At 68.7% G+C, this 14,363-nt stretch carries 10 protein-coding genes and 1 tRNA gene; 4 read left to right on the top strand and 7 right to left on the bottom strand.

Going from position 1 to position 14,363, the window contains the following annotated elements; genetic code table 11:
- Nucleotides 1-115: 115 nt before the first annotated feature.
- Together ACYVF6_RS28920 and ACYVF6_RS28925 are read right to left on the bottom strand one after the other, a co-directional pair.
- On the bottom strand, nucleotides 116-286 hold the full coding sequence (locus ACYVF6_RS28920; RefSeq protein WP_460525759.1) for a hypothetical protein: 171 nt from the start codon (nucleotides 284-286) through the stop codon (nucleotides 116-118).
- A 113-nt stretch (nucleotides 287-399) separates the two neighbouring features.
- Nucleotides 400-975 (bottom strand): YceI family protein, encoded by a 576-nt coding sequence (locus ACYVF6_RS28925; protein ID WP_460525760.1) that lies wholly within the window; start codon nucleotides 973-975, stop codon nucleotides 400-402.
- Between the two features lie 98 nt (nucleotides 976-1,073).
- On the opposite strand from ACYVF6_RS28925, the gene ACYVF6_RS28930 reads away from it, so the two are divergent.
- Together ACYVF6_RS28930 and ACYVF6_RS28935 are read left to right on the top strand one after the other, a co-directional pair.
- A complete protein-coding gene (locus ACYVF6_RS28930; protein WP_460525761.1) occupies nucleotides 1,074-1,586 on the top strand; it encodes a MarR family winged helix-turn-helix transcriptional regulator in 513 nt (170 codons plus the stop codon).
- Nucleotides 1,587-2,014: 428 nt separating this feature from the next.
- A complete protein-coding gene (locus ACYVF6_RS28935; RefSeq protein WP_460525762.1) occupies nucleotides 2,015-2,572 on the top strand; it encodes a GNAT family N-acetyltransferase in 558 nt (185 codons plus the stop codon).
- A gap of 72 nt (nucleotides 2,573-2,644) precedes the next feature.
- On the opposite strand, the gene ettA is transcribed toward ACYVF6_RS28935, so the two are convergent.
- From ettA to ACYVF6_RS28960, 5 genes are all read right to left on the bottom strand, one after another.
- Nucleotides 2,645-4,327, bottom strand: coding sequence for an ABC transporter ATP-binding protein (gene ettA, locus ACYVF6_RS28940; RefSeq protein WP_460525763.1), 1,683 nt, complete (start codon nucleotides 4,325-4,327; stop codon nucleotides 2,645-2,647).
- A 1,385-nt stretch (nucleotides 4,328-5,712) separates the two neighbouring features.
- Nucleotides 5,713-6,444, bottom strand: a complete 732-nt coding sequence (locus tag ACYVF6_RS28945) for a single-stranded DNA-binding protein (protein ID WP_460525764.1) — start codon at nucleotides 6,442-6,444, stop codon at nucleotides 5,713-5,715.
- A 4-nt stretch (nucleotides 6,445-6,448) separates the two neighbouring features.
- Nucleotides 6,449-8,710, bottom strand: a complete 2,262-nt coding sequence (locus tag ACYVF6_RS28950; protein WP_460525765.1) for a glycoside hydrolase family 2 protein — start codon at nucleotides 8,708-8,710, stop codon at nucleotides 6,449-6,451.
- Between the two features lie 87 nt (nucleotides 8,711-8,797).
- The gene (locus ACYVF6_RS28955; RefSeq protein ID WP_460525766.1) at nucleotides 8,798-10,444 is read right to left on the bottom strand and encodes a GTPase family protein; all 1,647 of its coding nucleotides are present in this window, start codon (nucleotides 10,442-10,444) and stop codon (nucleotides 8,798-8,800) included.
- The gene (locus ACYVF6_RS28960) at nucleotides 10,441-12,096 is read right to left on the bottom strand and encodes a GTPase family protein (RefSeq protein WP_460525767.1); all 1,656 of its coding nucleotides are present in this window, start codon (nucleotides 12,094-12,096) and stop codon (nucleotides 10,441-10,443) included. Before ACYVF6_RS28960 ends, ACYVF6_RS28955 begins: the two co-directional genes overlap by 4 nt.
- 169 nt (nucleotides 12,097-12,265) lie before the next feature.
- Between ACYVF6_RS28960 and ACYVF6_RS28965 the strand changes: the two genes are divergently transcribed.
- A tRNA-Arg gene (locus ACYVF6_RS28965) sits at nucleotides 12,266-12,339 on the top strand.
- Nucleotides 12,340-12,696: 357 nt separating this feature from the next.
- Nucleotides 12,697-14,178 (top strand): DNA polymerase ligase N-terminal domain-containing protein, encoded by a 1,482-nt coding sequence (locus tag ACYVF6_RS28970; RefSeq protein WP_460525768.1) that lies wholly within the window; start codon nucleotides 12,697-12,699, stop codon nucleotides 14,176-14,178.
- The last annotated feature ends 185 nt before the right edge of the window (nucleotides 14,179-14,363 follow it).

Here is a 14,363-nt window from a genome sequence, read left to right on the forward strand (position 1 = left end):
CTTAGCCCCGAAAGTACTTCCGCAAACTGCGCGGCTCCAGATGCTCTTTGGCAGGAGCTGGCTGGAACGGTTTCGCGACGGTGTTCGGCGTCGGCCCGCCGGCGTTCCTGACTCCTCAGGCGAGCGTGCCGCCGCCGGTCAGCTTTCCTTCGCCCGTGCAGGCGCGGCAGGTTTCGCTGACGAGGCCGGTCCCGCCTCGTTCACTGGCCAGCTCGACCACCATCCGGTCGACCGCGACGCTGCCTGAGCCGCCGCACACCGGGCATATCGCTGTCACTGTCGCCACGGCACCTCCCGATCGCTCTCGGCGCATCTATCCTCCCCCACAAACGACAGAAGGTTGCGCGCCGGCGCGTACCGGCTCGCAACCTTCTGAGTCGCTCTGTGTCGCTGGAGGGGTCAGGCGTCCTGACGTACCGCCTGCACGGAGAGCTGGATCGTCACCTGGTCGCCGATCAGCATCTTGTCGCCGCCGAGCGGGACGTTGCTGTCGACGCCCCAGTCCTTGCGGTTGATCGTGGTGGACGCCTCGAACCCTGTGCGGGTGGCGCCGTAGGCGTCGGTGTCGACGCCGAGGAACTCCGCCTCGATCTCGACGGCGTTCGTGACGCCCTTGATCGTCAGATCGCCGGTGACGACGAACGTCTCGGCGCCGGTGACCCGCAGCCCGGTGGCGCTGAAGACCAGCGTCGGGTGCGCCTCGATGCCGAAGAAGTCACTGGAGCGCAGGTGGTTGTCGCGCTGCTCGTTGCGGGTGCTGACCGAGTTGGCCTGGATCGTGACGTTCACGCTCGAGCTCTCGGGCTGCTCGGAGACGACAATCGCGCCCTCGAACTCCTGGAACACTCCGCGCACCTTGGTCATCAGGTGCCGCACCGTGAACGCGACCTCCGAGTGAGCGGGGTCGATGGCCCAGGTGCCGGCGGTGAGGCCGGGCGCCAGGTCAGTCGTCGTGGTCGGCTGTGTCGTGCTCATGTACGTCTACTCTCCCAAGACGATTGAAGTTTCAACAACTTACGTCCGCCAGGATAGCGAGAGCTAGTTGAACTGTCAACTAGATGTATTCTGGGGGTATGGGGACTCGCTGGCTGAGCGCCGAGCAACAGCAGATCTGGCGCACGTACCTGCTGGGCAACGCCCGGCTGCACGACCGACTCGAGAAGGACCTGCGCGCTCACGGAGTGTCGCTGTCGGAGTACGAGATCCTGGTGCAGCTGTCGGAAGCACCGGATCGAACCCAGCGGATGGCGGAGCTGGCCAACGGGGTGCACCAGTCCCGGAGCCGCCTGACCCACACGATCTCCCGAATGGAACGGGCGGGGTACGTCACGCGCTTCACCTGCGCCTCAGACAAGCGCGGGGTTTACGCCCGACTGACCGACAAGGGATACGCGCGCCTGGTCGAGGCCGCACCGTCCCACGTCACCGGAGTCCGAGAAGCCTTCGTCGACGTGGCAACCCCAGAGGACTTCGAGGCGCTGGGCCGCGTCTTCCGCGCGGTGATCGACCGCTCCGAACACTCCGCCGAGGACCCTGACGGCATGCCTTCCCCTGACGACGCCGACGAACCAGCCAGCATCAGCTAACCGGCACGCGCTCCGGACCAGTCCTGGCGCGATGGATTCCCCGCGACGCACGCGCGGTCGGGGTCCTGGTGGCCCGGACTCGACGACGCTGCCGCTGGGCCGGCGGATGGCAGCCGGGCCGGCTCCCGAACTCCGCCGGCGCCGCACCAACGCCGTCACCGGACTCGCGCGCGATGTCGCCCGCTCTCCACTTTCCACGGCGGCCCGGCCGGTCCCCCGCACCAACGACGCCGACGAACCGGCCTGCATCTGCTGAGCCACAGGAGCTTCCAGGCCCGCCAGTGCCGCGCGGCGGCCGTTGCCGCGTCGCCACCGCCACGTTCGCGTGGTCGGTCTCCGCTTCCGCACGTTGCGGCGGCGAGCCGGCGGGTGTCGGCTGGGGCTGAATCGGCTGGTGTTGGCGCGTCGGTCGTCGACAGACTGGGGCGGTGACGGACTTCTCGTACAACCCGACGTTGACTGGCTCGAAGGTGGTTCTCCGGCCGCTCGTCGAGGGCGACTACGACGCGATGCGAGTGGCGATGGACGATCCGGAGGTGGTGCGGCTGACCGGGTCGCACGGGGACGTCGACGAGGAGCGGGCGCGGGAGTGGATGCGTACCCGTAAGGATCAGACCGATCGGCTCGACCTCGCGATCGTCGACCGTTCGACCGGTGGCTGCGTGGGCGAGGCCGTGCTGAACGACTGGGATCCGAACAACCAGTCGTGCGGGTTCCGCATCCTGATCGGCCCGGCAGGCCGCGACCGAGGGCTCGGCACGGAGGCGACGCGGCTGATCGTCGGCTACGGATTCGAGGAGCTGCGGCTGCACCGGATCAGCCTGGAGGTGTACGCCTTCAACCCGCGGGCCCGCCGCGCGTACGAGAAGGCCGGCTTCGTGGCCGAGGGCGTCCTGCGGGACGCGCTGTACTGGGACGGCGAGTGGGTCGACGCCACCGTGATGTCGATCCTGGCCCCGGAATGGGAAAAGCTCCGCCAGAGCTGATCTACCTCTGCCTGGAGGCTTGCCGTGCCCGTGGGTTTCCCGACGGGCACGGCGTTCTCGTCGTTCCGTCGTCTAGTCGCGGGTGAGGCGCCGGTAGGTGACCCGGTGCGGGCGCGCGGCCTCCGGTCCCATCCGTTCGATCTTGTTGGCCTCGTAGTCGGCGAAGTTGCCCTCGAACCAGAACCAGTTCGCGGGGTCTTCGTCCGTACCTTCCCAGGCCAGAATGTGCGTCACCACCCGGTCGAGGAACCAGCGGTCGTGGGAGGTGACCACGGCACATCCCGGGAACTCCAGCAGGGCGTTCTCCAGCGACTGCAGCGTCTCGACGTCGAGGTCGTTCGTCGGCTCGTCGAGCAGCAGGAGGTTGCCGCCCTGCTTGAGCGTGAGCGCGAGGTTCAGCCGGTTGCGCTCACCGCCGGACAGGATGCCGGCCGGCTTCTGCTGGTCGGAGCCCTTGAACCCGAACGACGCGACGTACGCCCGGCTCGGCATCTCGAAGCTCGCCACCCGGATCCAGTCGAGCCCGTCGGACACGACCTCCCAGACGTTCTTCTTCCCGTCGAGATTGCCGCGGCTCTGGTCGACGTACGAGAGCGAGACCGTGTCGCCGACCTTCAGGTCGCCGGAATCCGGCTTCTCCTCGCCGACGATCATGCGGAACAGCGTGGTCTTGCCGACACCGTTGGGCCCGATCACGCCGACGATGCCGGCGCGCGGGAGCGAGAACGACAGGTCGTTGATCAGTACGCGGTCGCCGAAGCCCTTGGTCAGCTTCGTCACGTCGAGTACGGAGTTGCCGAGGCGCGGGCCTGGCGGGATCTGGATCTCTTCGAAGTCGAGCTTCTTGTTGCGCTCCGCCTCGGCGGCCAGCTCTTCGTACCGCTGGAGCCGGGCCTTGCTCTTGGCCTGGCGCGCCTTCGGGTTGGACCGCACCCACTCCAGCTCCTGCTCGAGGATCCGGCGGCGCTTGGCGTCCTTGCGGCCTTCGACCTGGAGGCGCGCGCTTTTGGTCTCGAGGTAGGTGGAGTAGTTGCCCTGGTAGCCGTGCGCCCTGCCGCGGTCGAGCTCGAGGATCCACTCGGCCACGTTGTCGAGGAAGTAGCGGTCGTGTGTGATCGCCAGCACGGTGCCGGGGTAGCTCGCGAGGTGCTGCTCCAGCCACAGCACACTCTCGGCGTCGAGGTGGTTGGTCGGCTCGTCGAGCAGCAGGAGGTCGGGCTGCGACAGCAACAGCTTGCACAACGCGACCCGGCGACGCTCACCACCGGACAGCTTCGTCACCTCGGCGTCAGGCGGCGGACAACGCAGCGCGTCCATCGCCATCTCGAGCCGCGAGTCAAGATCCCACGCGTCACGATGGTCGAGGTCGGTCTGCAAGTCACCCATCTCGGCAAGCAACGTGTCGTAGTCGGCGTCGGGGTCGGCAAGCTCGGCAGAAATCTGGTTGAACCGGTCGAGCTTCGCCTTCGTGTCGGCGACGCCCTCCTCGACGTTCTGCAGAACCGTCTTCTCCTCGCTCAACGGAGGCTCCTGCTGGAGCATGCCCACGCTCGCGCCCGGGGCCAGAATGGCGTCACCGTTGTTCGCGTGCTCCAGGCCGGCCATGATCCGCAGCATCGTGGACTTACCGGTGCCGTTCGGCCCCACCACACCGATCTTGGCGCCGGGCAGGAACGACAGGGTCACATTGTCGAGAACGACCTTGTCGCCGTGCGCCTTGCGCACGTTGCGCAAGGTGTAGATGTACTCAGCCACGATCAAACCACCTGGCAAGAAGTTGAGGGTTTTGTCATAGATCCGGCTGACCAGGAGGGCGTCACCCTCTGTGGAGCCAGACGGCTACCTATCCTGCCGTACTCCCCCACCGGCCGGCCAACCGCGTTGCGCTCGGTGCCCCGGAGACGACGGCAGCGTGCTTCCAGCGTACGTACGCCCGGCGTCCGCGCCACCCGCGCCAACCCCGGTGGCCGGCGGATGACCACCGCCACCGGGAGACAACGCAGGTGAGAGCCGCGCCGGCGCTACAGAGACGACGGAAAACATTCGACCGGGCGGCGACAGGCCTCGGCCCAGCGCCTGCCGCGCCCAGGCGGATCGGTTGCCGCCACAACCGCCCGCGATCCGCGCCGCCGCGCCGGTGGGCGTGCAGCCCGAGTCGCCTCGGCTACCCCTGTCGTAGGCGCCCCGCCGTTGCTGACGACAGCGACGACAGCGACGACAGCGACAGCACCGCCCGAGTCTGCTGACGCCGGGTGAGCCACGAGGCCTGTCGACTCGAGTGGCTGCCCAGACGGCATCGGCGATCTGCGGCGCCGATCGCTGCCGCCGACGGCGGCAGCGAGGACGCCAATGCCGGCGGGTGGCTGTGCCGGTCAGTTGGATCCTGTCGCTTCCGGGTGCTGGCCGTCGTCGGCCGCTGATGGCGACCGCCGGCGACGGCTCGCGTCGGGTGGCACCGGGCCCGGTGGGCGGCCAGGGATGGGCGGTCGTGGGCTGGCCCGGCTCGGCACTGTCAGCTGCGGCGGCGAGAGGCAGTAGCGGGTGGGCGCGGTGGCTCGTGGCCGGGGCAGGGCCGGTCGCGGGCCGATGCCGCCCCCGCGCAGGAGCTGGGCTGCGGTTCTGCCGCCCAGCAGGGTTGGCTGCCAGTCACGGACGCCTCCGCAGGGTGGGCCGATGGCTCGCGGCCAGGGCAGGGCTGGTCGCGGCTGATGCCGTCTCTGCGGGACTGGGCCGCGGTCCGCCGCTCCGCGGGGCTAGGCGCCGGTCAAAATGGTCACCTCCGGGCGGGCGGTGGTTCGCCGATCGGCTTGGTTGAGCGCCGGGCGATGGCCGCCTCCGCAGGGCGGGCGGGCCCTGGCTCCGTGGCCGGCGCAGGGCTGGTCGCGAGTCGATGCCGTCCCCGCCGCAGGATCTGGGCGGTGGCTCGCCGGCCGCCGCAGGATGGGTGCCGGGCGATGAGGGCTGTGCGGGCGGCATGGGGGTTCTCCTCTCGTTGGGGGGATGGGTGGAAGCTGCCGGGCGGCGGGGTTTCGCGCGTCGGCGGTGGAACTGGCGGGGCAACCGCGGAGCGGACCTCGCCGCCGCCCGGCAGCGGGGGAAGAGACGTGTGGCAAAACCGTCTCTTCTGCGGCAGGCGGGCCTTAGGCGGCCGCCTGCTCGTCGGCCGGGGTGGATGGGTCGGAGGAGGGTGGGTGGGGGGAGGTCCTCTCCTCGCTGGGGCGTGTCGGCAGCACGCCTGACGCATCTACCGGGCCGGCGCTTCGGATGTCGGAGACGCCTGGCAAGGGCGTGACTTCGGCCATCGGGGTGGGCGAGAACGGTTCGTCGGGGGCGGACTCCGCGGAGTCGGGCGGTACGCGGAACAGGGACTTGCTGAACATCGCGGTGCCGAACTGCAGGTTGGGGCCGACGGCCGTCGCGATGATCTCGAGCTCGTTGCCGCTGCGATTCTCTTCCCGCCAGGTCCGCAGCTGCATTTTGCCATTGACCAGCACGGGGTCGCCGCGTTTCAGGCTGGAGGTGACGTGTTCGGCCATTCGCCGGAAGCAGACGACCGTGGCGAATATGGTGTCGCCGTTGACCCAGATCTTCTGGGCCTTGTCGAACTTGCGGATGGTCGAGGCCACCCGAAACCTGGCGATCGGCAGGTCTTCTTCGCCCTCAGGACGCGTGGACAAGGCGAACTTGACGTCGGAGGCGACCTGGCCGACCAGGGTGACTTGTGTTTCGAACATGGGGTTCTCCCGCTGTACCGTCGTGGCTGTGCTCGAGATCGAGCCTGCCGGGAGAGGGGGCGATTGGGAAGCGAGAGATTGTTTCTGTGGAAAAGCGCGAAAACGAGTCACCTGTGGACGAAAAACGGCCACGCGCACCGGGTCATGCCAGCGACTGGATGCTCACCGACCTGCTGCCAAGCAAAGCGTGCGAAGCGGTCAACTCGATCCTGCCGCCCGCACCGCTGCCCGCACCGCCGCCCCACGTCCGCACCCACACCGCGCCGACCCCGCCGTGGTCGCCCAGGGAAAACGGGTTGTCGCCCACCAACTCCCCCGGCCCCACCAGCGAAAACGACACCGCCCCGCCCACGTAAGGCCGCGGCGCCTCATGCCGATCCACCGCACGAAAGACCACCCGCGTCGCATCGACACCATCGGCAGCCAGCACGCCGTCGTCAGCCACCAAAGACAGCCGATCGCCCGCCGGATCCGAAGCGAACAACCGCGTCAGCACGAGCTCACCCCCCACATAACCGTCGATCCGCAGCTCAGGAAGCGCCGCACGATCCGCCTCCGACACCCCCAGATCCGCGAACGACGGCGGGTATGCCAACGCCCCGAACCCCGACACGTCCGGCGTGACCCGCGCCCGCAACTCCCCACCCACGAAGACATCCAGCCGCTCGAGGTTCGAGCAGATCATCGCCGCCGACCAGTCCGCAGGCGCCCCGAAGTCCCAGTAGAACGCCGGCGCGATCACCGGCCGCACCCGCGGATCCACCTGCGCCTGATAGATCGCCGCCCCGAGCTTCGGCACCCGGAACGTGTCCCCGATCCCGTTGCACTTCAGCCGATGGTCGATCCGCCCGTTCTCGGAGTCGTAGTCGAACGCCTGCCACGCGACCAGCCCGGCATACCGATCGGAGGCGGCGGCCTGGCTGTGCACCTGCGCGTGCAGGTACGCCTGCCGAGCCTGCACCTCCTGCGGATCGGTCCGCCGGTAGAAGCTCGGCCCCGCCAGCGACCCGATCGCCTCCGTCACAAGATAGGGAATGCCGGCCAACGGCGGCCGCAACCGCGCGCCCAGCTCGTCGTGCTGGTAGTCGTTGTACGCGAACATGTCGTGCGCGTAGTCGTCCGTCGAGTACAGGTCGCCGCGCATCGCCCCCGACGTCTGCCGGCTCGGATCCAGTTGCTTGGCAAGCGCATCCGTACGCGAGTACAGCTCCGGATGGTTCGACGACTCGTTGACCCGTACGCCCCATGTCACCACCGCAGGCCGGTTGCGATCGCGCCGGATCATCTCGGCGACGTCCCGCAGCACCAAGCCGTGCCAGTCAGCATCGCCGACGTACTGCCATCCCGGAATCTCTTCGTACACAAGCATTCCGAGCTCGTCGCACGCGTCCAGGAACGCTGCCGCCTGCGGATAGTGCGCGCACCGCACCATCGTGCAGTTGAACTCCCGGCGCAGGATCTCGGCGTCCTGCCGCTGCACCCGGTCCGGCATCGCCATGCCCGTGAACGGATAGATCTGATGCCGGTTGACGCCGAACAGCTTCAGCCGCCGCCCGTTCAGAAAGAACCCGTCGTCCTCGAAGCGGGCCTCCCGAAAACCGATCCGCGTACGGTACGAATGCACCGCCGAGCCACCGACTCGCAGCGTCGCCAGCACGTCGTAGAGGTTCGGCTCGTCGACGTCCCACAACGCCACCTCGCCCAACGACGAGAGCGTCACCTGCCCCGCGACAGACCCACCCCCAACGACCTCGACCCCCACGGCCTCCCGCGCGACCACCGCACCCGCGGCAGAACGCAGCTCGACCACGACCTCCGCGTCAACGGCAGCGACAGTCGCGTCCAGCGTGAAGTCCACCTCGACCCGCCGGCGCTCCGCATCGAGTACGGAGACCGGCCGCGCGAACACGTCCGCCACGAACACCTGCGGAACCGCCCGCAGCGACACCGATCGGTAGATCCCGCCCGGCTGCATGTAGTCGACTCCGGCCGACCCGTCCGGGTGCCCACTCGGCGGCACCGGCAGCCATCGCGAGTCGACAACCACCGCCAGCACGTTGTCCCGCTCGGCCAGGCGCCCGGTCACCTCGTGGCTGAACGGCAGGTACCCGCCGCGATGCTCCCCGAGCGACTCCCCGTTCAGCCACACAGTCGCCGCGGAGAGGACGCCCTCGAAGTCCAGGAACATCCGCTGGTCGGTAAAGCCGTCGGGCAGGTCGAAGTGCCGCCGGTAGATCCAGACGTCCTCCCAGGTCGACGGCTCCCAGTCCCGCCACGACAGGGGTACGACGCAATGCGGAACGGTAACGCGCTCGAAGCCGGAATCGTCGAACCCCGGCCGGGTCGCGGCTGAGTCCTTCAGCCGGCCACCGAACAGCCAGTCCGTGACGAGTGCGACGTCCATACCGGCATCGTAGAAAGTCGCCAGTCCGAATGTCGTGGCCCTGGCGTCATCCGGCCACGAACGCGACCGAGAGGGGACGTCAGGCGGTCAGCGACCGTGGCGTACGCCGTTGAGCGCCTCGCGGCAGGCCATGTAGGCGCCGAGCTCCCGCTGCACCGGCGTGAACAGCTTCGAGTCGGCGACCGATGCGATCGACGTCCGCAGCCGCTTGTCAGCCTCCATGCCGCGCTTACGGGCGTCCGATCCCGCCGCGGCCCGAGCGATCCAGGTCACCAGCAGCCCGGACAGCACGCCGAACACCAGCAGGAACATCGGTGCCGAGGCCCCGAGGATGGGGGGCGTCGTCGACCGCGGCGTGCCCGTCACGGCCAGGCCAAGCGTCCACACTCCACCGACCACCGCGGCCGCGAGCAGCACCCACTGCAGCCGCTGCACCCACGACCACCAGGTCGGCTCGTCGGCAACGCCGAGGTCGGTCTGCTCGACCGCTCGGTCGAGCTCGTCCGAGAGCTCCGGCATCCGCATCCGGGCGGACTCGCGCAGTGCGGTCTCCCACGGCTTGCCGAGACCCGTCGCCGCGACGCCGACGATCCGGCGTGCGGTCTGGTCGACGCGGGTACGTTGCACCGGGACCGGCTCGGTCGGCGCCATCCGCGCGATCTCGGGGTTCTGCAGCCCACCCTCGCCCAACTGCTGCTTGCTCTGCCGCGCCAGCCCGCGAGACAGCGCGCGGAACAGCCGCGTCAAGGGGTCCGGACGCAGCTTGGCCAGCCACAGCAGCGGCGGCCAGGCCATCTTGCGCCACGCCCGCCGGATGAACGAGCGCGTCACCGCGGCGACGATCACCGGCACACCGGCCGCCACCGCGAACGCCGACAGCGCCCGCGCCTTGTCGGGTCCCGCGAGCGACCGCGCGGGGTTCTCGCCGGTCAGCGACGCCAGCCAGTCGGCGCAGTGCTTCAACTCGGCGGTCAGGCGGTAGTCGGTGGCCTGCTGGCCGATGACCCGCTCGCCGATCACCGAACGCAGCTCGTTGATCCCCTGCCCGGTGCGTGTCGACGTCGCGACCACGCGAAGGTCGGGAAGCCCGGACTCCGCCATCATCTTGCGGAGGTCTTCCATGCACTCGAGCGTGGCCTCGCTGTGCACGGTGTCGGCGCGGTTGAACGCCACGACGACGGCGTTCTCCTGCTCCTTGAACCGCTCGAGGTAGACGTTCTGCGACTCGTCGGCGTACTTCGTGGGGTCGACGACCCACACCACCAGGTCGGCGAGCCCGATCAGCCGGTCGACCGTCGCCTGCTGCTCGATCTCCAGCGAGTCGTGCCCAGGCAGGTCGAGGAGGACGAGGCCCTGTAAGTCCTCGTCACGCGAGGTCAGGTCGAGCGCGCTCTCCCGGTTGAGCCGGTGCCGGCGCGGGATGTCGAGCCAGTCGAGCAGCGGCCGTACGCCGTCGGAGCCCCACACGCACGCGAGCGGCTCCTCGGTGGTCGGCCGGCGCACGCCGACCGTCGCGAGGTCGAGCCCGGACAACGCGTTGAACAGCGCCGACTTGCCGACGCCGGTCGCGCCCGCGATCGCCACGACGGTGTGCCCTTCGGGCAGGCGCTGGCGCTCGCGGACACGGCGCAGCACGTCGTCGGCTTGCGCCAGTGTCTCCGGGTCGATCCGGCCTTGCGCGGAAGCAACGGCCCGCGACAGGTCCGCCATGCGTTCGACGACACCTGTCGTCACCAAGACCACCCCGCCTCGACGAACCCGATCGTCGCTCGAAGTCGCTCAACCGAGGAGTCGGTGAGCTTGAGTTGATCCAGCAGCTGGTCGTAGCGAGACCGTTCCTCGGTCATCAGCTCCGCCACCCGGGTCTTCAGCTCGCGTGACGACTGCCGGACGAACGACCGCGCCGGCGCCGAGCCGTAGACCGCCTTCAGCACCTGCTCCGGCAGCTGCTGCGCCAGCTCGTCGTCCTCGGCGACCGTCATCGCCATCAGGATGAGCCCGAGGCCGTACGGCCCGAACGAGAGGTAGCGCGGCGTCTCCTGGTCGTGCTGCTGGCCCTTGGCCACCAGCCGCCGGAGGTAGGACTGCCAGGACGCGATCCGGCTGCCCGACCGCCGTAGCAGGTCGGGCGAGGACGCGCCGAGCATTCGCTCGGAGCCGAGCAGCGTGTCGCCGATGTGGCTGGCCCGCCAGCTCGCCTCGGTCTGCTGCGCCGCCCGGTCGGCCGCGTTCGCGATCGCGACCTCCAGGGCGTGGGTCAGTGCGACCGACAGCTCGCGGCCTGGCCGGCGGTGGCTCGCGGCCGCCTCCGACAGATCACGGCGGATTCGGTGGGTGCGTACCTTCAGCGAGGCGAGGATCTCGCCGCTGTCGACGAACTCACGCCAGCGGGCAAGCGCTTCACCTCGCATCAACTCGCCACTGCGAGCCTGGTCGACGCGCTCGACCGCCTTGTCGTAGGCGACCTGAGCGTCGTGCCGGAGCCGCGCCGCGGCGCCGACCTGGGCTTCCAGGGCGTTGGCGAGCTCCTGGGCACGCTGGACCAGGCTTTGCACCGCTCCTTCGAGCGTCTGGCGAACCAGCGCCTCCCGGGTGGCGGCGTCGGCCGGCAGCTGGGCCAGCCAGTTCTTCAGCCGGCCGAGCGCGGCCGGCGGGAGCACACCCTGCTCGTTGGCCTGGGCCTCGACGACCACGAAGATCGGCGCCTGCGACAGCCCGGCCTCGGCCAGGCGGTAGGCGAGGTCCTCGCGTACCTCCTGGGCCGCGCTTTCGGGTACGCGGTTGAGCACGACGGCCAGCGTCGTGCCACGGTCGGCGATGGTGCGCAGGAACCGCCAGGACGCCGCGTCGGCGTACCGTTCCGCCGACGTCACGAACAGGCAGAGGTCGGCGGCCGACAGGAGCTGGGCCGCGGGCGCGCGGTTGTCCTCGGACATCGAGTCGAGGTCCGGGGTGTCGAGCAGTGCCATGCCCATCGGGGCCGCCGGGATCGAGGCCAGCCGCAGCGTGCCCGGCTTGTCGACCTCGCCGTCGACCACGCGGGGCAGGTCCGGGAAGAACCCGCCGACGCCGCGACCGGAGAACCACCGGTCGTCGCGAGGGTGGTGGACGAGGACGGGCGTGCGCACACCCGTGCGCAGCACGGAAGGCTCGCTGACGATGCGCCCGACGAGGCTGTTGACCAACGTCGACTTGCCGACGCCTGCTGGTCCGCCGAGCACGGCTAGCAGAGGCGCCTTCGGTTTAGCCATCCGCGGCAGGATGTAGTCGCGGATCTGGTCGGCCAGTTCTCTGGCCGTACGCCGGTCGTCTTCGACACCAGGAAGCTCCAGTGGCAGCGGTAATTCGCTGCACTGGGTGCTCAGGTCCCGAAGGGACTGACGCAACTCATGAACTTGTCCGCCGATACTCACCCAATGACCTCTCCGACATGGCCGGGTCTCGACACATAGAGTGGCGCCAAAGCCGGTCCGCCGCAACCTGTAACCAAGAATCGACTAGTCTTTCTGCGGGCCTGGAACGGCGAGCTGATCTTACCGTCCGCCCCTTCCGCAGGCGCCCGTAGCTCAGCTGGATAGAGCATCGGACTTCTAATCCGACGGTCGCAGGTTCGAATCCTGCCGGGCGCGCACCACTTTCCACCTGCTGGTATAACCATGAGCCAGGACAACGTCACGGGGCCGCCGAACGGTCTGGCGAGCTTTGGAAGCGACCTCTACAAAGTCGTTGGCCGGTTCAGGAAGCAGGCGCCCGGAACCCTGGAATCCACAGCATCCTCCGGCGATTCGCCGACTACTGTACGCAGTGGGAGGAAAGCAGATTGCAATAGCTCGTCCGTTTGGCTCCAATAAGAATGATTTGCCGTAAGTAAGAGTATTTCCTGCTCTCGACGTCTTTGTCTGGCCTCCGCCTTTCCCGGATTCGGCAGCGCCGGCAACGGGGGGATCGGGCGGCGCGGCGCGGCGACAGCTGGCAGGCTTGGGGGCGTGCCAGGCAAGCACGCCGGAGAGCCCAGGCGGCTCGAGGACTACCAGCGGAAGCGATCGTTCGACCAGACGCCCGAACCCCGTGGCGACAGCGAGCCGGACGGCGAGCCCGGCAACCGGTTCGTCATCCAGGAACACCACGCGCGGAGCCTGCACTGGGACTTCCGGCTCGAGCGTTTCGGTGTGCTGGTGTCGTGGGCGGTGCCGCGCGGGCTGCCGGAGACGCCGGAGGAGAACCGGCTGGCCGTACACACCGAGGACCACCCGATGGAGTACCTCACGTTCGAGGACGAGATCCCGTCGGGCTACGGCGCCGGCCAGGTGAAGATCTGGGACACCGGCACATACGAGACCGAGAAGTTCACCGACGACAAAGTGATCGTCCACCTGCACGGTGAGCGGGTGCGCGGGAAGTACGCGCTGTTCCGCACCAACAAGGACTGGCTGATCCATCGGATGGATCCGCCGGAGCCCGGATACACGCCGCTGCCCGAGCCGTTCCCGCCGATGTTCGGCTCGCTCTCCGAGCTGCCGGAGGACAGCGACGACGACGGGGCTGCCTGGGGTTACGAGGTGCACTGGGACGGCATGCGCGCGCTGGCCCACTGCGACCACGGCCGGCTCCGGCTGTACGGACGCGACCTCGGAGACCTGAGCAAGCTCTATCCGGAGGTGTCGGGGCTCGCGATCGAGCTCGGTGGACACCGGGCGGTCTTCGACGGGACGGTCGTGACGTTCGATCCGGCCGGGCAGCCGAGCTTCGAACTGCTGCAACGGCGCATGCATCTGACGTCTGACGCATGGATTCGCAAAGGCCGCCGCGAGATACCGGTGACGTACGTCGTCTTCGATCTGCTCCATCTCGACGGGCGCTCGCTGCTCGACGTGCCGTACGCCGAGCGGCGCCGCGAGCTCGAGGCGCTGGAACTGACCGGCAAGCACTGGCAGGTGCCCGCCATGCAGGTCGGCGAGGGCGGATATCTGCTGGAGGCGGGCCGGCAGCTCGGGCTGCCGGGGATCTTCGCCAAGCGGCTGGACAGCTCGTACCTGCCGGGCGAGCGCGACGACGCCTGGCGGAAGGTCCTGAGCGGGCACCGGCAGGAGTTCGCGATCGCCGGCTGGCTGCCCGGTGACCCGGCCAACGGGAGCAATCCGGACGGAATCGGTGCGTTGGTGATCGCCTATCGCGAAAGTGATGGACCGGACACCGGATATCGCTACGCCGGGCTGGTGGAAAACGGCTGGGACGCCGACGGTGAGCGCCGGTTGAGAGAAACGCTGACGGCTTTGCCGCAATGTCGCAACTGGCTCGCAGAAATGCCTTCGACGATCTCCGCCAACTTCGTCGAAGCGGATTTGGTGTGCGAGGTCACGTTCGAGGACTGGTCGGCCGACGGCACGACGCAGAAGCCTGTGTACAAAGGACTTCGAGCCGACAAGCCGCCGGCTGAGGTCGTTTGTGAGAAAGTGGTGGGTCCGTAACCACGGGCGAGCCGATCAAGGCATGCAAGATCGGCTCACGCGAGTTATGGGGAAATCAAAAGATTAAGATGGGGCGACAGGCACGGGGGAACCCGTCGCCCCTGGGGGAAGACTATAGCCCCTCCAAGTGGAAATCGGAAAACGTGATGGTGGGAAACAATTTTCTCACCATCGCTCGCACTGAA

The sequence above is a fragment of the Flindersiella endophytica genome, from assembly GCF_054779015.1.